Origin of the sequence: Flavobacterium sp. A45 (assembly GCF_002001005.1) — a bacterium.
Lineage (GTDB): Bacteria > Bacteroidota > Bacteroidia > Flavobacteriales > Flavobacteriaceae > Flavobacterium.
Window position 1 is genome coordinate 1 of record NZ_MUNX01000061.1, and the last position, 17801, is coordinate 17801.

Here is a 17801-nt window from a genome sequence, read left to right on the forward strand (position 1 = left end):
GTTTCCTGATGGGGTTTACTTCCTAGAAGTGGAAACCAGTCAAAAGAAAGTGATACACGAGATTGTTATCAGCAATAAAGTTTCAAGCTTATCGAGAAAATCGGTTGCCGAAGTGTACAAAGGGGATCTGAAAATGAAGAGCCAAAATGTGGCAGCGCTAAATTAATTGGGTATTTTTTAAGAACAATACTTACTTCGAATTTATAAAAACAAAACAGCTCCTCTTTGGGGCTGTTTTTTTGTTTTATGCCTTATTTAATATTGATTTCTTCTGAAAAACGAATTTGCATGAGGGATGGAAATGGCATCCTTTTCTTTTCCTTCTTTCGGGAAAAGAAAAGATACAATGGACAGCCCGACCCTTGGGGCATGCCCAAAAGAAATAAATGAAAAAAGTTTTATAAATTTAAACTTTTGAAGCCTCTGGTTTATGGTGTAAATAATCAGAGTAGTATCCTGATAATATTAATGCAATGACTGTGGCTAATCCAAAAAAAGGATTGATGTTAATAAGTGAATCTTCTGAATTGACTACTACAAATGAGCCATAGCCGAGGTATCCGTATATTGATGATAAAAGAGCAAACAAGGAGGCCAGGATTGATACTCCTCTGATTCTAAAACGAAATGTAGCCCATAAAAGTATTATGATGAATAAGTACTGATTATTTGGGTGGTCAAATGCAATTAGGACACAGACTAATATTGTTGCTAATCCTAATGAGATGGCTTCTAAAAGTGATGTTGCAATAATTTTTATGTGATGACGATAAAACCAAGATATTATAAATGGAGTTATTAGTATTGTGCCAATTAAATCACCTTTCCATAAAGTTGTCCAATTTGTAATAAAGTGGTTTGGGGTACTTAATCCCCAAAACGAAATAGCGGATACGCATAACAAAGAACAGATACCACAATATAAAGTACTAATTGCTAAAAAACTTATAACTGAAAATCCTGTTTTTAATGGATATTCACCTTTGTTGATTAAATTAATTAAGTAAGCACTAATTGTTACTCCGATTGCTACTCCTGTAGCGACCGATGCTGAAGATAGTATGGTCTCGAGTAATGATTTGTCTAACATTTTGCAAACATCCCAAAAGGAAAACATATTTGCGATAAATGACCCTACCCAAACTCCAGCTATAGCTCTGCGTCCAATAATTAATACTGCTGCAAGTGCAAATCCTACATCGGGAAAAATTGGTGAGAGATTGTCTGGGGAGACGGTTATTCTAAAGCTCAAAAAAGCAAGTACGTTGAAAACAAAAGCAACCAGAACAATTTTAAAAAGTGAAGATTTTAAAAAAAAAGGAGTGTAATAATCGTTTATGTCTAACTTGTACATAATGAGAGGTTTTGTTGTTGTTCTTTGGAATTCAGAAAATTAATTTAGACAAATTTAATGTTTAAAATTAAATTTTTAATAAATTTTTGTACTCTTATTTTTTCTTTTTTGATCAGCAATGGAGTATAGGTAGTTTTGTTTTAATACAAAACTTAGATAAAAAAAGAGACTGTCTTTTCGGACAGTCTCTGAAATATTTTAAAAAAAATTATAAAATTACATTGTTATAGGGAATTCAATTCCGTTTTGTGTATAGGTGCCTTTATTGTCACAATCTCCATTACCATAATTAATTGTTCCGTTTAAAAGGGTACTTTCAACCTTTAATTTTCCTTTAGATACATAATCACAAGAGAAATTTTTAACTAAAGGCTCTAAAACAGTTAAAGTGATTTTGGCATCATTTTGTTTAGTAACGGTATGAGTTCCTTCAATCATTTCATATGTATTGTCAGTTAAAGTAAGTGTAGAAACACCAGCAGTTTGTTTTATTGTATAAGAACCTGCATTTTGATATACATCACCTTTAGTATCTGTAAAAATTCCGTTGGTAACAGTTCTTGTCCATTGTGGGACAGTTGTAGTTGTGTTTTTATATACAATTGTTCCTGCTACTTTATTGCCATTTACAGAGTAATCTATTCTTTCAACAGTCATGGTGCTGCCTGTTTCTGTAATATAATTGGAAAAAGTAATTTTTAATTTTCCTTTTCTTGTGATGCCATTTGTTTGGCAACCTGTTGTTCCAAAATCTACATAGAATGTTTTAGGAAAAGTTGTTGTTATCGGATCCATTGTCACGGTTCCACATGAATTGGTTAATGTTTTGCCAGTTTTTTTAGCAGTTAATTTGTCGAATGATACTTGAGCTCCTGTCTGAATATCCATTTCATTTACTGCATCAATAGAGGCGGATGCCACAACTGAGCTATTGTCGGTAGCACTCAAAGAATCTTCTTTGGTACATGAAATAAATAGAAAACAAGTAAGGGTAAATGCTGCTGATAAATAAAAGTTTTTCTTCATAAAATTCTAATTTTTGGTTAAGTTTTTTGTTTTGGGTAGGCAAATTTATTATTTTAAATGAATTATTGATTGAAATGACTGTTAAATATTAAGGAAAGTATTTTTATTTTTTCGGTTTTTATTTAAAAGTTATATCTATTAACGAATTGTTTAGAAATAAATTATAAGTGATTGCGTACCAGATTTTTTATATGCAGGGTTTTAATATTTACTTCGAAAATCCGTAATTATTATCACTGTCGTTTTTTTCTAAAAAGCCAATTATTGTTTAATGGAATTTGAAATGACTGGATACGTTTGGTAGCTCAGCCAAATCGAGTTCCAATTCTGTACCGCCGTCATCCACAAATGCCCCAACTGTAAAGGAACCGTAAGCATAAAAATTAAGTTCGGCGGATTGTTTGTCGACTTTTACGAGCATGAATGGCAGGTCACCAAAAGTGTTATGCAAAGCAAATAATATAATGTCGCCCTTTTTTAATGGGTTGTCTTTCGGATTTGTAGAAACTACCTGCAGCTTTATTTTATACAATCCTTTGGCTTCTTCAATGACAGTTGCCTTTAATTCTCGTTCATTATTTATGGCACTAGATTTCCATTGTCCTTTTTGAGGATCATCGTGATGAGTGATAAGACCCTTGTGTAATTTCATTTTGGCTTCATCTATCATTTTATCCACATGCAATTTGATATCTTCGTTTCCTTTTTTGGCTTCGCCAGAATCGATTATATTTTTGATAACAGTTTGAATCTTGGCGTTCGATAGGGAAGGTTCATTTACCCTGTCAATTAATGCTTTGGCCAATTGCTCTTTTTCTTGAACCAAACTTTGGATCTCGATAATTTTTTTGTCTTTTTGCTTGTTCTCTTCTTTTGCTTCAAGAACCTTTTCTTTTGCAATTTCCAGTTCTCTCAGGATTATATTATCGTCTGTATATTTGTATTTATTGACACGAACCAAACGCATATAGTTATATCCGATAAATAAACCCAAAAAACCGAAATAGAAAAGGATACCAATTGTGTATATATTCAACAATTGTCCATCAAATTTTGAGGCTATCCTTATATATTCGGCAAACGAAATGATATATCCAGGAATTTCTTTAAGATTGACTAATGCAAGACCGACAATTATTTTGGTAAGCCAATCTGAGATCTCGGACAAACCATTATTGAGTGAGTAACTGTTTTCTTTTTTGTTATTTCGTTTGGGCATTCCAAATAAAATGCCAACGAAAAAAAAACTGGTAAATGAGGCTATTCCTAGTGTCAGACCAATAAAAAGAATATTTCCGCCCATTTCTGGATTGGTGACCGGAAAACCGATAACGGGAACCATTCCCAAAAAAAGCCCAGTATATAATGTGAGTAAAACCGAAGTTTCGGCGTCTTTTCCTGTATTTTTTTCTTTCTCTAATTCCGTTTCGTTATTTGTCATAAGCGTAGGTTTTAATTAGGTTCTAAATCAAATCAGTTTTAAATTGGTTTGCGAAGCTTAATTTTTTGAATAAAGAAATGAACTCATTTCCCGAAAAGAAGGGATATTTTTTTAAAGAAATAAACAATTCATTTATTTCTTTCAATTCTTAAAATTAAGGAAAAAAAAGACACAAAAGAATGTTAAGTGTTCATTTTGTAGACATTAGTATTTTGTTTTTTGGAATTAGCAATAAAAAAAACCTGCAAGTTCAAACTTGCAGGTTTGTATTTTTCCTTTTTGAAAAGGGAAATAAAATTATTTGATCAAATCAAAACTTCTCTTCACGAAAGCCGTAAGTTCTTCGCCTTTCAACAGGTTTTGAGATAATTTGGCCAAATCCAAAGCTTGTTTTACCAAACTTTCCTGTGCTGATTTGTCTTTGTTGTTCAAGATGCTAGTAGCCAAATCAGAATTGGTATTTACAACCAAATTATACATTTCCGGCATATTACCCATTCCGAACATTCCGCCACCACCAGATTGACTCATTTCCTTCATTCTACGTATAAATTCAGGTTGCGTAATAATAAATGGAGCTGCATTGCTGTCTAACGCTTCCAATTGTACTGTGTATGCTTTTGGAATATAAGTTTCTAATGAAGTTTTTAGGCTTTCTTTTTCTTCTTCCGATAATTTAGAAATTGCAGCGTCTTCTTTCTTGATTAAGTTATCAATATGGTCTGAATCGACACGAACAAAATGCAATCCACTATTATCACCTTCAATTTTTTGAATTAAATGTGAGATAATCGGAGAGTCCAAAAGCAATACTTCATATCCTTTGTCTTTTGCAATTTCGATATAAGAGTGTTGCGCTTCTTTATTTCCAGCGTATAAAACAACCAGTTTTCCGTCTTTGTCGGTTTGTTTTTCTTTTATTTTCTCTTTCAATTCTTCAAGAGTAAAATAAGTGTCATCAACAGTTGGGTATAATACAAATGCTCCGGCTTTTTCATAGAATTTATCCTCAGAAAGCATTCCGTATTCAAGAACGATTTTGATATCATTCCATTTTGCCTCAAAATCTTCTCTGTTTTCATTGAATAAAGATTTCAATTTATCGGCAACTTTACGAGTGATATAGTTTGATATTTTCTTAACCGCGCCATCAGCCTGTAATCCTGAACGAGAAACATTCAAAGGAATATCTGGAGAATCAACAACACCGCGAAGCATCATTAAGAATTCAGGGACAATTCCCTCTACATTATCCGTTACGTACACTTGGTTTTGGTACAATTGAATTTTGTCTTTCTGAATTTGTAAGTCAGAACCCAATTTTGGGAAATATAAAATACCAGTTAAATTAAAAGGATAATCTACATTCAAATGAATGTGGAATAATGGCTCCTCAAATTGCATTGGATACATTTCACGGTAGAAATCTTTGTAATCAGCATCCGATAAATCAGTTGGTTGTTTTGTCCAAGCTGGATTTGGGTTGTTGACGATGTTGTCAATTTCAACCGTTTCAGCAACATAATCTTCAGGAGCATCTTCCGGTTTTGGAAGCGTTTGAGATTTTGTTCCAAATTTAATTGGAATAGGCATGAACTTATTGTATTTACTCAACAAGCCAGAGATTTTAAATTCTTCCAAGAATTCAAGAGAGTCTTCTGCGATGTGCAAAATGATTTCAGTACCTCTAGTCGTTTTGTCAGCTGGTTCCAATGTGAATTCTGGGCTTCCGTCACAGGTCCAATGAGCAGCTGGTTCGTCTTTGTATGATTTGGTGATGATTTCCACTTTTTCTGCAACCATAAAAGCAGAATAGAAACCAAGACCAAAATGACCAATAATTCCTGAATCTTTGGCTGAATCTTTGTATTTGTCCAAGAATTCTTCAGCTCCCGAAAAAGCTACCTGATTGATGTATTTTTCTACTTCATCGGCAGTCATTCCCAATCCTTGGTCAATGATGTGGAGTTTTTTTCCTTCTTTATCAATTTTAACTTCAATAATCGGAGAACCATATTCAACTTTGGCTTCACCAATACTAGTAAGGTGCTTTAATTTTAAAGTCGCATCGGTTCCGTTTGAAATCAATTCACGCAAGAAAATTTCGTGGTCACTGTATAGGAACTTCTTGATTAAAGGAAAGATGTTTTCAACCGAAACATTAATTTTACCTGTTGTCATGTTTTTATATTTATTAATGGTTTTACAATTGGTAAAAGTAACTTTCAAATAGAGTACCAATTGCATTGGAAGTGACAAATTGTCGTAAGTAAATTATATAAATAAAAAAACAAATTTTAATAAATTTGATATGTACCTTTGTACTTACATTAATTTAAAAATTGAAAAAACATGAGGAAAATTCTTTTAATATGCACTATGGCCATTTTGGTTTTTGCATGTAAACCTGCATCTACAGCCCCCACTACACCAGAGCCAGTCTCTAATGCTCCGATGACAAAATTAGATAAGGCTTCCCAAGTTGATATAAAAGGAAATTGGCAGATAACCAATGTTACTTATCCAGGTTCTGATTATATTAAAGTAAACTCTTTTAATCTTGCGGATTCAAAATGTTTTGTAGGAAGTACATGGAAGTTTATTTCGAACAATAATAAAGGAAACATGACTTTGAACAGCCCTAGTTGTACTGCTTTTACATCTGATATCACTTGGTATGTTAATAAAGAAGGACAGTTTGTTCTTAAAATTTTAGACGAAGGATTGAAGTCTAAAAAAGTAAAAACCGGTTTCGTTCTTGGAGTTAGAAACCAAACAGAAACTTCATTTGAATTGATTGACAAAATAAATGTAGGCAACAATCCTACTGATGTTGTTTACCAATTTCAAAAAGTTAACTAATTTATAATATAAAAAATAAGATGAAAAAAATAGCGATTTTAGGATTAAGTAGTTTATTAGTATTGAGTTTTCTTTTTACAGGTTGTGAATCTGTAAAGAATGCTAATAATACACAAAAAGGAGCAGGAATTGGTGCAGTTGCAGGAGGAGTTCTTGGAGCTGTGTTAGGAAATAATATTGGAAAAGGTGGTAACGCTGCATTAGGAGCTGCTATTGGAGCAGTTGTTGGTGGTGGAACGGGAGCCTTGATAGGAAACAGTATGGATAAGCAGGCGAGAGAGATTGATCAAGCTTTGCCAGGTGCCGATGTTGAACGTGTGGGAGAAGGAATTCATTTGGTTTTGAATGAGAATGCAGTTCGTTTTGATGTGAACAAATCGTCTTTGACGACTCAGGCTAAAGCTAATTTGGATAAATTAGTGCCTGTATTTAATTCTTATGCAGATACTAATATTGAAATTTTTGGTTATACTGACAATACAGGAAAACCAGAATACAATTTAACACTTTCTCAAAAAAGAGCTGAGTCTGTAAAATCATATTTAATCTCAAAAGGATTGGTTGCTAGCCGTTTCAAAACTTCAGGATATGGAATTGCAGATCCAATTGCTTCAAATGACACCAAAGAAGGTCAAAGTCAAAACCGTCGTGTAGAATTTGCAATTACTGCAAATGCTAAAATGGTTGAAGAGGCCAAAAAGCAACAATAATGATTAATTCATTATGTTGAAAAAAACTGCTTCATTATGAAGCAGTTTTTTTTTTTGGATATAAATGAATTATGAACGAATACTATATACTCTTAGAATTTACCGTAATAAAACATTCTTTTTTCCTTTCTTCTTCAAAATAAAAATAAACCGTAGCGCTGCTATGCTTGATTTTTCTTTTTTGAATAAAGAAAAAATCTTTATTTTATTTAACAGTAAATTCTAAGAGTATAAAGTATATTCTTTTTGCTAAAGAAACTATATTTGTTCTCTCAAATTTTAATGTTAAAGAATGCTTCAAGTTCAAAATATTTCATTCGGCTATACCGAAAAAATCATTATTCAGAATGTGGATTTCACAGTCGCCAAAGGACAGAATATAGCTATTCTTGGAGAAAGTGGTTGTGGAAAAAGTACCCTTTTAAAACTTATTTACGGTATGTATGACCTAAATGAAGGGCACATTTTTTATAATGAAACGGAGATTCGAGGGCCTAAATATAATTTGATTCCAGGGATGCCATTTATGAAATATTTGGCTCAAGATTTTGATTTGATGCCCTATGAAACGGTTGCCGAAAATGTAGGTAAGTTTCTTTCCAATGGTTTTTTACCCTTAAAAAAACTACGTATTCAGGAATTACTGGAAATGGTTGAAATGACCGAATTTGCCAATGTGAAAGCCAAATTATTGAGTGGAGGACAACAGCAACGTGTTGCATTGGCCAGAGTTTTGGCGTTGGAACCAGAAGTGTTGTTACTGGATGAACCTTTTAGTCATATCGATAATTTTAGAAAAAATGCATTGCGCAGAAATCTATTTGCTTATCTAAAGAAAAAAGGTATTACCTGTTTTATAGCAACCCACGATAGTGTCGATGCTCTTTCTTTTTCGGATGAAACCATAGTTTTGCACGAGGGAAGAATTATGGAAAAAGGACCATCTGCAGATGTCTATAATTATCCGCTGAATAAATATGTAGCCTCACTTTTTGGTGAAGTGAACGAACTTAGATTGTCTCAATTGATGCCAATAGAAGGAGAAGATGAAATTATTTTACTGTATCCACATCAGTTGAAAGTAGATGCAAGCGGTTCTATGCAAGCGGTTGTGAAACAATCTTTTTTTAAAGGTAGCCGTTATTTGATAAAAGCTGCTTTTGATAGAAAAGCTATTTTCTTTGAACATGAAACTGCTTTAGAATTGAACCAGGAAGTTTTGCTGAAAATTATTTAGGAAGATTGTATTGAATTTAAAAATATAAAAAGATGCTGTTCACACAGTGACTTAAATTAAAAAGAGACAGTTTTCGCTGTCTCTTTTTTTGTTGAATTTTTGTTTTAGTTCTTCAAATATTTTTCCAAGAATTGATCTTGTTCCCATAATAAATGCAGAATATTTTCCTTAGTAACATAACTGTGAGATTCTTTTGGTAATATTACCATTCGCACAGGAGCGCCTAATCCTTTTAACGCTTGGAAATAACGTTCTGTCTGCAAAGTAAAAGTACCCGGATTATTATCGGCTTCGCCATGAACCAAAAGTAACGGTGTTTTCATTTTGTCAGCATTCATAAAAGGTGACATTGTATTGTACACTGCAGGAACTTCCCAGTAATTGCGCTGTTCGCTTTGAAAACCAAAAGGAGTTAAGGTTCTGTTGTAAGCGCCGCTTCTGGCAATACCGCAGGCAAAAAGATTGGAATGAGTCAATAAATTGGCTGTCATAAAGGCACCGTAGGAATGTCCGCCAATAGCGACTTTTTTGGTGTTGATGTATCCTAAAGCATCTACAGCATTTATTGCAGCTTCTGCATCATCTACTAATTGTGTGATGAAATTATCATTCGGTTCTGTCGTTCCTTCACCAATAATTGGAAAAGAAGCATCATCAAGAACAACATAACCTTTGGTTACCCAATATACAAAGGAACCATAATAAGGAAACGTAAATTCATTCGGATTCTGGCTGCTTTGCCCGGCACTACTTTTGTCTTTGAATTCCGCAGGATAAGCCCAAATCAATAAAGGCAGTTTTTCTTTTTTGACTTTGTCATAACCTTCAGGCAAATACAAAGTTCCAGATAATTCGACACCATCTTTTCGTTTGTATTTAATAACTTCTTTGCTCACATTTTTGATGCTCTCAAATGGACTTACAAAAGAGGTAATAGGAGTCAAGCTGTTTTTTTGTTTGATGTTTCTGAAGTAATAGTTTGGATATTCATTTTTGGACTGAATCTGAACCAATACTTTTCCGGTTTTAAAATCTTCAATTTCCAAGATGTCTTCCTTTTTGTCTTTGTAAGGGGAAGTATATAAGCGTTTTGGTTGCAATGTTTTTAGATTGAATTCGTCGATAAATGGAAATTGTCCGTCTTTGGTAAATCCATCACCAATGCGGTATGCATTATTGTTTTCTATCGCTAAAACATTTTTATTGTATTGATTTTTTTTGGTTTCAAAATTCCCTGGATCCGAATAAATGTCTTGTGAATTTCTATCCGAAATTACTTTTGGCTTTTGATTAGGATCTGATGGATTAATCAAATAGGTTTTAGTATTTCGGGTGTCATACCATTCATCGAAAACAACGGCAATCGTTTCATTCCCCCAAATAATACCGCCGAAACGCTGTGGTGTTTTTGTCAGTGAAGCTGGGTTTGCTGTAAAAGGAGCATCCCATAAAAAGATTTCGTCTCTAAAATCAACTTTGTTTGCTGGGTCTCCTTCGTCCAAAGCAGCTGCATAATATAATGTGGCAGGTTTGTCGTTTCTCCAGTTCATTTCTCTTTTTCCTTTGCGCACTGCCATGAAGCCTTTTGGCATAATTTCATTCAGTGGGACTTCATTTACTGTTTTTATTTCAAGACCGTTCTTGTCATAAACAACCGTTTTTGAAGGAAAACGGTTTATTGGAACAATATAGGAGAATGGTTTTTGAATGGTGGTTATCATTACATAATTTCCGTCAGGCGAAATTCTTTCTCCGGCAAACATAGCTGCTGATTTGAATAATGATGCTTTTCCGTCAAGAGTAACTTTATATAGCTCAGAAGTAATGATGTTTTCAAAATTGATTTCATCATTTTGGTTTTTCAGCATATCAGGATAGGTCCTGTTTTGGGATTTTGCCCCAGCCGAATTTGAGATAATTGGGCCAGTTGGTAAATCTTTTTTGGAATCTAATAGTGCAGCTCTGTTTTTAGGAAGCATTTTTACCAAAATAGTTTCATTATCATTGAACCAGCTAAAAGGTGTTCCCAGATTTGCATTTACTGTGGCATCGGTTAATTTGACTGCTTTTGCGGAAGCAACATCCAAAACCCACATTTCTACTCCAGTAGCAATAGTGTTTGAAAACAATATCTTTTTATCGTTTGGCGACCAAAGGATATTGCTTATTTTCGGATTTGCTGGTAAACCCGTAACCTGCATTTCGTTTTTGTCAGCAACTTTTCTCAGTTTTATATTGTTGATATAAGTTACAGTACTCGAAATATTTGTTATTGGGTTGATTCGCAAACCTCCTAAACGCATTTCGTCCTGATTTAAATCGTCTAGTGTTTTGTATGTGGCTCTATAGCTCAACAGCATATATTCTTTTTTGGTATCTAAAGAAACTGATGGCGCTCTTTGATAATCGGCTAAATCTAATATTGACTTGGACGGTTTTTGATAGTTTAGGTTTTCTTGAGCCAATGAAGAAAAACCTATACACAGAAATGCCAATAAAGGAATTCTTAATTTCATAAAATAAAAATATTTTGATTAGTAATAGTAATAAGTCGATGCAAACTAATTTTGTTACAGATAAAACAAAAATAGCTTTTTTAGTATTTTGATACGGAAGTACTGGGAAATAGCTTTTAAAAAAAAGAATTGGTTATTGCTAAAAAATCTGTAATTTGTAATCGAATATTTTAAAAGATATTTAAATTTGTGACCTTGATTTTAATAAAACGATAAAAGTATGTACCATTCAAAAATAACGGGATTGGGGTATTATGTCCCAGATAATGTAGTGACCAACGATGATTTGTCGAAAATCATTGATACCAATGACGAATGGATTCAAGAGAGAACAGGGATTCAGGAAAGAAGACATATCATTCGCGGTGAAGATACCACTACTACAATGGGAGTGAAAGCGGCAAAAATTGCAATGGAGCGTTCAGGAGTTGCTGCAGAAGATATTGATTTTGTTGTTTTTGCAACTCTAAGTCCTGATTATTATTTTCCTGGCCCAGGAGTTTTGGTGCAGCGTGATTTAGGTTTAAGAACTGTTGGAGCATTAGATGTAAGAAATCAATGTTCGGGCTTTGTGTATGCTCTTTCAGTTGCAGATCAATATATTAAAACAGGAATGTACAAGAATATTCTGGTAATTGGCTCTGAAGTTCAATCGACGGGATTAGATATGACAACTAGAGGACGTGGTGTTTCGGTGATTTTTGGAGATGGGGCAGGAGCTGCTATTTTGAGCAGGGAAGAAGATTTGACTAAAGGAATTTTATCGACTCATTTACATTCAGAAGGGGTTCACGCCGAAGAATTGGTTGTGACAGCTCCGGGTATGGGAGGCCGTTGGGTAACAGATATTCTTGCTGACAATAATCCAGACGATGAAAGTTATTTTCCTTATATGAATGGACAATTTGTGTTTAAAAATGCGGTAGTACGTTTTGCTGAAGTAATTAACGAAGGATTAGAAGCCAATAATTTGCAGGTTTCGGATATTGATATGTTGATTCCGCATCAAGCCAATTTGAGAATTTCACAGTTTATACAAAAGAAATTCGGATTGAATGACGACCAAGTATTCAATAATATTCAAAAGTACGGTAATACAACTGCCGCTTCTATTCCGATTGCTTTGACCGAAGCTTGGGAACAAGGAAAAATAAAATCGGGAGACACTGTAGTTTTAGCTGCTTTCGGAAGCGGATTTACTTGGGCAAGCGCCATTATAAAATGGTAATGGATTTGTAATTATTCAATGATTATTAAAAACTAAAGCTTTCAAAATTTCATTATTTTTTGATATAAAGAAACCCCAGAGTTGGCATTCTCTGGGGTTTCTCATTTGTAACCAATTCTAATATTAAAACTAATTGTTAGAACCCTCCACTTCCTTGGGTTTCATTTTTATCTCTTTCTTTTCTTTGAATGGCTTTGTTTTTTCCTGTTCCAAAACGATAATTGAATCCTACATAGGCAGTTTGGCTTTCCCAATGGAATTCTCCAGTTTGCAATTTGGGTTTTGTGGCATCAAATGCAAAATGCATACTGTCGAATAGATCGCTTACTCTGGCAGTTATTGTTCCGCTGCCTTTAAGGATGGTTAGGCTTGAACCTGCATCGACTCTCCACATTGGTTTTCTTAGGAACTGCAGTCCTAAATCTTCTCCACGATACATTCCTGTTAATTGGAAACGCAGGTTTTTTGATGCTTTGAAAGTGTTGCTTATGCGGGAGTTGAAAGTAGTAACATCCACTTCAACATATTCCAGTTCTACATACCCTTTTGTTTTTTTGTGGTACATGTCAAAACTAATGTTCGCAGTGTACCATTTTGTGAAATCAAGATTCCCGGAAAGTTCTACTCCATAAGCATTATTGTCGCCCAAATTGGCATACGATAAAATTTGTCTCTCTGGATCATTTGGATTTTCGTTAAGAGTTCTTGTAATCTCGTCATTAATCTGACGGTAAAAAACGCCAGAAGTTATGGAACCTATTTTGGTTTTTCGAGTATAATTCAATTCAACTGAGTTAGTAAATTGAGGATACAGTTCTGGATTTCCTTCCGAATCTATCAAAGGTGTGCTCCATTCGCGAATCGGATTAACTTGGTCGATGCTCGGTCTGTCCACACGTTTTGAAACACTAAAGTTGAACGAATCATTGTCACTTGGCGTATAAGTTACAAACCCAGAAGGATACACAGTGAACAAATTATCATTAAAAGTACCATCATTTTCATTTACTTTTTTGAATAAAGCATCGGCGGTGTATTTTTCAAAACGTGCTCCAACTTGCGCATTCCATTTGTTCCATTGCTTTGCGATGGTGGTATAAGCCGAATAAATACGTCTTTCGTAATTGAAATTAGAATTGTAAGCACCATTCAGCAGAAAGTTATTTGTAGTGTTTTCGATTCTGGTTTCTAATCCGGTTTCTAGTTTGATGGTTTCTGTCAAAGGATTTACGTAATCCAAATTGAGTAAAATATTCTCTCCTTTATTGGTTATGTCATTCTTTGCTGCAGGATTGTTGAATTCACTGTTTTCTTCATTGTTATTGTTGCTGTAATTGCCTTCAAATTCAAGAGTATGCCCCTCTTTTTTGAATTTTTTCTTGTAATCAAAATTATAGGTTTGGGTATAATTATCGTTCTTGCTGTCAAATATCTGATTAATGTTATCAGCAGGATTATCAAAAATTACATTTACATTAGATTTACCAGTTTCGTTATTGATGTTTTGGGTTGTGTAAACAGAAATAGTGTTGGTGTCATTCAGATAAAAGTCAAAACCCACTTTGGCTAAATGTGATTTATTTTTATTCGTAAAATCAAAATTCTGAATGTTTTCTTCGCCAGGCTCAAGGGTTTCTACTTTTCCATAATTGTGATATTTCCCAGTTGTTAATCCATAATTACCAAACAGGTTGAATTTTCCGTTACGGTAATTCATGTCAAATGAGGAATTGGTTTTTGGTGTTTCTCCAAAAGTTACACCGCTGTTTACGCTTCCGTTAAAACCGATTTTTGCGTTTTTGTTCAATACAATATTGATAATACCGCTCATTCCTTCGGGATTGTATTTAGCCGATGGGTTGGTGATTAATTCAATTTGTTTGATGGATGTCGCCGGAATCTGCTGTAATAATTGAGAAGCACTAACTGTAGAAGGTTTTCCGTCTACAAAAACTCTTACATTCGAATTCCCTCTAAGGCTGACTGCATTCGTTTGCGGATCAACGCTTACTGAAGGGATGTTGTTCAGTATTTCGGAGGCAGTTGCTCCGGCGCTTAATAAATCTTTCCCGACATTGATAACCTTTCGATCTGTTTTTTGTTCGATTAACGAATGTTCTTTAACGATGTCAACCGATTGAAGTTCCGTAGCTTCCTCTTCCAAAAGAATTTCGACAGTAGAACTTTTTTTCGCAGAACTCAATTCAAAAGTGGTGGAATATTTTTTGTAACCAATGAATTCTACTTCCAAAGTGAATTTTTTCAGTTCTAAATTTTTTATTGAAAAAGATCCATTTTCGTCAGCGACAATTCCGGTTATTACTTTTCCAGCATCTTTAATGACAATTGAAGCATACTGTACGGGCTGATTGTTTGCTTTGTTTGTTACTTTTCCCGAAAGGACTCCAGGATTTTCTGCTTTTGCGATTCCTACGAAACTCAATAGGAAAAATACTAATAGTTTAATTTTCATGATTTGATTTTTGATTGATGATTTTGATTGATGATTGCAAATAAGACTGTTTTGTCTTGGTTTTGTAACACTTTTTTAGAAAAAAAATAAGTCTTTGTTTCAAATCGTGTTGATAAACTTTGATTATTAAAGGTTTGCATTCTAAATTTTTTTGATGAAATATTATGTTTTGGAGCTGTTTTTAGATTTTTTTCGGCTGTTATTGGATGATATTTTGGAGTAACGTTTTTAAATGGGCAATCTCAAACAGAATGTAATTTTTCACTTTCTATATTTGACGAATAAGCCTTATATTTGCACACTTAAAAAAATCAAGCACAAAATGTCATTAACCAATATTCTTACGCCATCCATAGAGAAAGCCATTCAAACTTTGTTTGATGTAACCGTTGATAAAATTGAGTTTCAAGCGACCAGAAAAGAGTTTGAAGGCGATATTACAATGGTAATTTTTCCATTATTGAAGTTGGTAAAAAGTAATCCAGTAGAATTAGGGAATAAAATTGGAAATTATCTTGTGGAAAATGTTCCTGAAGTAGCCCGTTTTAATGTGGTTTCAGGTTTTTTGAATATTGTAATTGCAGATAGCTATTATTTGAATTTCTTCAACGGAATCAGAAGTGTAGAAAAATTTGGTTTTGTGACGCCTTCTGCAAATGACAAAGCGGTAATGGTAGAATATTCTTCGCCAAACACTAATAAACCGTTGCACTTAGGACACGTTCGTAATAATTTATTGGGATATTCGGTAGCTGAAATTATCAAGGCTTCGGGTAAAAAAGTATATAAAACGCAAATCATTAACGATAGAGGGATTCATATTTGTAAGTCAATGCTGGCTTGGCAAAAATTTGGAAACGGAGAAACTCCAGAATCTACGGGATTGAAAGGCGATAAATTGGTGGGTAACTATTATGTGGCTTTTGATAAAGCGTATAAAGCTGAAATCAATGAATTGATGAATACGGGAAAAACAGAAGATGAAGCCAAAAAACAAGCTCCAATTATCCTCGAAGCACAACAAATGCTTTTGGATTGGGAGAATGGAAAGCCTGAAGTAATTGCACTTTGGAAAACTATGAACCAATGGGTTTATGATGGTTTTGCAATAAGTTATAAAAATCTAGGTGTAAACTTTGACAGCTTTTATTACGAAAGCAATACTTATTTGTTAGGAAAAGATGTAGTTCAGATTGGTTTAGAAAAAGGAATTTTCGAAAAAGATCCAGACGGTTCAGTTTGGATTGATTTGACTGATGAAGGTTTGGATCGTAAAATTGTGTTGCGTTCTGATGGAACTGCGGTTTATATGACGCAGGATATTGGAACTGCAATTCAGCGTGTAAAAGATATGCCAGATGTTGGTGGAATGGTTTACACAGTTGGGAACGAACAAGATTATCACTTCAAAGTTTTGTTTTTAATCTTGAAAAAATTAGGATTTGATTGGGCTTCCAGTCTTTTTCATTTATCATACGGAATGGTAGATTTACCTTCTGGAAAAATGAAAAGCCGCGAAGGAACTGTAGTTGATGCTGATGATTTGATGCAGGAAATGACTAATACAGCTCAAAAAATTGCTGAGGATTTAGGAAAATTAGATTCTTATTCTGTTGAAGAAAAATCAAAATTATACAATACAATTGGACTTGGTGCTTTGAAATATTATATTTTAAAAGTGGATCCAAAAAAACGAATCCTTTTCAATCCAGAGGAATCTGTTGATTTTGCAGGAAATACAGGACCGTTTATTCAATATACTTATGCTAGAATTCAATCAATTATTCGTAAAGCCGATTTTGATTTTGCAGCCAATGCAGGAATTGTTGAACTTCACGAAAAAGAAAAAGAATTGGTAAAACAATTAGAATTGTTTCCAGAGGTGATTCAGAATGCGGCCCATAATCATAGCCCTGCTTTGATTGCTAATTATACGTATGATTTGGTTCGTGAATACAATTCTTTTTATCAAGCCGTTTCCATTCTTGGAGAAACTGATTTGGCTAAAAAAACATTCAGAGTGCAATTGTCCAAAAAAGTGGCAGATGTTATTGCAGATTCCTTTAGTTTATTAGGGATTAATGTTCCAGAAAGAATGTAATTTTATAAATAAAATTAAAAAAGAGGCTGTCTATGTTTTTAGATAGCCTCTTTTTTATTTGTTAGGGACGGGGAAATTTTGGTTTAATTGAGAATCATTGCAATTTTAATTCATTGCTAATTCATTGTTTGTTTTAACAATTTCGCCTGTTGAACTAATTTGTATATTTTGAGTTTGATTATCTTTTTTAAGTTTCAAATGGTATGTTTTTTTTAAGATTGCTCCTTTTTGTTGAGAATATTCAAACTTACTTTTTGTAATTGTCCATTCAGGATACCACATAAAGACAAAACGCATTATTTGTCTTGGTAATTCTGCATTCGCGTATTTTTCGTTAACCCGTACTAATACTCCTTGTTGATTGTAAGTTGCCACCAAGAAGCCTTTTTCATTTTCTAAAGTCACTAAATACTCGTCGAAATTTCTGCACTCTTCATTATCTACATTGTAGGAAATGAATACGTTTTGAGTGTTTCTGATAACTGCATCAGGATTGTTGTCTGGAATGTATTTTGAAACATTTTTAGTGTGTGAAACTAATACTTCTGGTAATACTTCCATTTTTAAAGTTTCTGCTTTTTTATCAGCTGTTTTTTGGTCTTGTGAATACGTCGCAGAAAAGAAACTTAAGCAAAGGGCAAAGGTGATAATTGTTCTCATGATCTTGTATTTTTTATATTGTTTTTTTAATGATTTTTATGTTTTTATTTTATAGTATAAAAGTACATTTATTTTTGAAAAAGTAAAAATATTTTTTATTAATTTTTTAAAAAAACAAATATTTTTTTGCAAATACAATAATCTTATGTGTTTATTTTAATTTTATATTAAATTATTCTTTATTTTTTAACAT

12 protein-coding genes are annotated in these 17801 nt (G+C 33.5%); 5 read left to right on the forward strand and 7 right to left on the reverse strand.

What is annotated here, in order from left to right; all coding sequences use genetic code 11:
* Window positions 1–406: 406 nt before the first annotated feature.
* The 4 genes from B0E44_RS05380 to htpG all read right to left on the reverse strand — a co-directional run bounded on the left by B0E44_RS05380 (window position 407) and on the right by htpG (window position 6002).
* Window positions 407–1354, reverse strand: a complete 948-nt coding sequence (locus B0E44_RS05380; RefSeq protein ID WP_077371217.1) for an MASE1 domain-containing protein — start codon at window positions 1352–1354, stop codon at window positions 407–409.
* Between the two features lie 216 nt (window positions 1355–1570).
* The gene (locus B0E44_RS05385) at window positions 1571–2380 is read right to left on the reverse strand and encodes a hypothetical protein (protein ID WP_077371219.1); all 810 of its coding nucleotides are present in this window, start codon (window positions 2378–2380) and stop codon (window positions 1571–1573) included.
* Window positions 2381–2648: 268 nt separating this feature from the next.
* Window positions 2649–3821: a pYEATS domain-containing protein gene (locus tag B0E44_RS05390; RefSeq protein WP_077371221.1), complete on the reverse strand. Its 1173-nt coding sequence runs from the start codon at window positions 3819–3821 to the stop codon at window positions 2649–2651.
* 297 nt (window positions 3822–4118) lie between these two features.
* Window positions 4119–6002: a molecular chaperone HtpG gene (htpG, locus tag B0E44_RS05395; RefSeq protein WP_077371239.1), complete on the reverse strand. Its 1884-nt coding sequence runs from the start codon at window positions 6000–6002 to the stop codon at window positions 4119–4121.
* A gap of 171 nt (window positions 6003–6173) precedes the next feature.
* Here htpG and B0E44_RS05400 point away from each other — a divergent pair, with 171 nt between their 5' ends.
* The 3 genes from B0E44_RS05400 to B0E44_RS05410 all read left to right on the forward strand — a co-directional run bounded on the left by B0E44_RS05400 (window position 6174) and on the right by B0E44_RS05410 (window position 8630).
* On the forward strand, window positions 6174–6683 hold the full coding sequence (locus B0E44_RS05400) for a lipocalin family protein (protein ID WP_077371223.1): 510 nt from the start codon (window positions 6174–6176) through the stop codon (window positions 6681–6683).
* 20 nt (window positions 6684–6703) lie between these two features.
* Window positions 6704–7393: an OmpA family protein gene (locus tag B0E44_RS05405; protein ID WP_077371225.1), complete on the forward strand. Its 690-nt coding sequence runs from the start codon at window positions 6704–6706 to the stop codon at window positions 7391–7393.
* Window positions 7394–7685: 292 nt separating this feature from the next.
* Window positions 7686–8630, forward strand: a complete 945-nt coding sequence (locus B0E44_RS05410; RefSeq protein ID WP_077371227.1) for an ABC transporter ATP-binding protein — start codon at window positions 7686–7688, stop codon at window positions 8628–8630.
* A 104-nt stretch (window positions 8631–8734) separates the two neighbouring features.
* On the opposite strand, the gene B0E44_RS05415 is transcribed toward B0E44_RS05410, so the two are convergent.
* Entirely contained in the window at window positions 8735–11146 is a 2412-nt protein-coding gene (locus B0E44_RS05415) for a S9 family peptidase (protein WP_077371229.1), read from the reverse strand.
* A gap of 220 nt (window positions 11147–11366) precedes the next feature.
* On the opposite strand from B0E44_RS05415, the gene B0E44_RS05420 reads away from it, so the two are divergent.
* The gene (locus tag B0E44_RS05420; RefSeq protein WP_077371231.1) at window positions 11367–12374 is read left to right on the forward strand and encodes a 3-oxoacyl-ACP synthase III family protein; all 1008 of its coding nucleotides are present in this window, start codon (window positions 11367–11369) and stop codon (window positions 12372–12374) included.
* A 136-nt stretch (window positions 12375–12510) separates the two neighbouring features.
* Here B0E44_RS05420 and B0E44_RS05425 read toward each other — a convergent pair whose 3' ends face one another.
* Complete coding sequence (locus B0E44_RS05425; RefSeq protein ID WP_077371233.1) at window positions 12511–14847, reverse strand: TonB-dependent receptor domain-containing protein; 2337 nt, start codon at window positions 14845–14847, stop codon at window positions 12511–12513.
* A gap of 322 nt (window positions 14848–15169) precedes the next feature.
* Between B0E44_RS05425 and argS the strand changes: the two genes are divergently transcribed.
* Window positions 15170–16948 (forward strand): arginine--tRNA ligase, encoded by a 1779-nt coding sequence (gene argS / locus B0E44_RS05430; protein ID WP_077371235.1) that lies wholly within the window; start codon window positions 15170–15172, stop codon window positions 16946–16948.
* Between the two features lie 105 nt (window positions 16949–17053).
* On the opposite strand, the gene B0E44_RS05435 is transcribed toward argS, so the two are convergent.
* Window positions 17054–17608 carry a hypothetical protein gene (locus B0E44_RS05435; RefSeq protein WP_077371237.1) on the reverse strand — a complete coding sequence of 185 codons (555 nt, stop codon included), beginning with the start codon at window positions 17606–17608 and terminating at the stop codon, window positions 17054–17056.
* Window positions 17609–17801 lie beyond the last annotated feature (193 nt).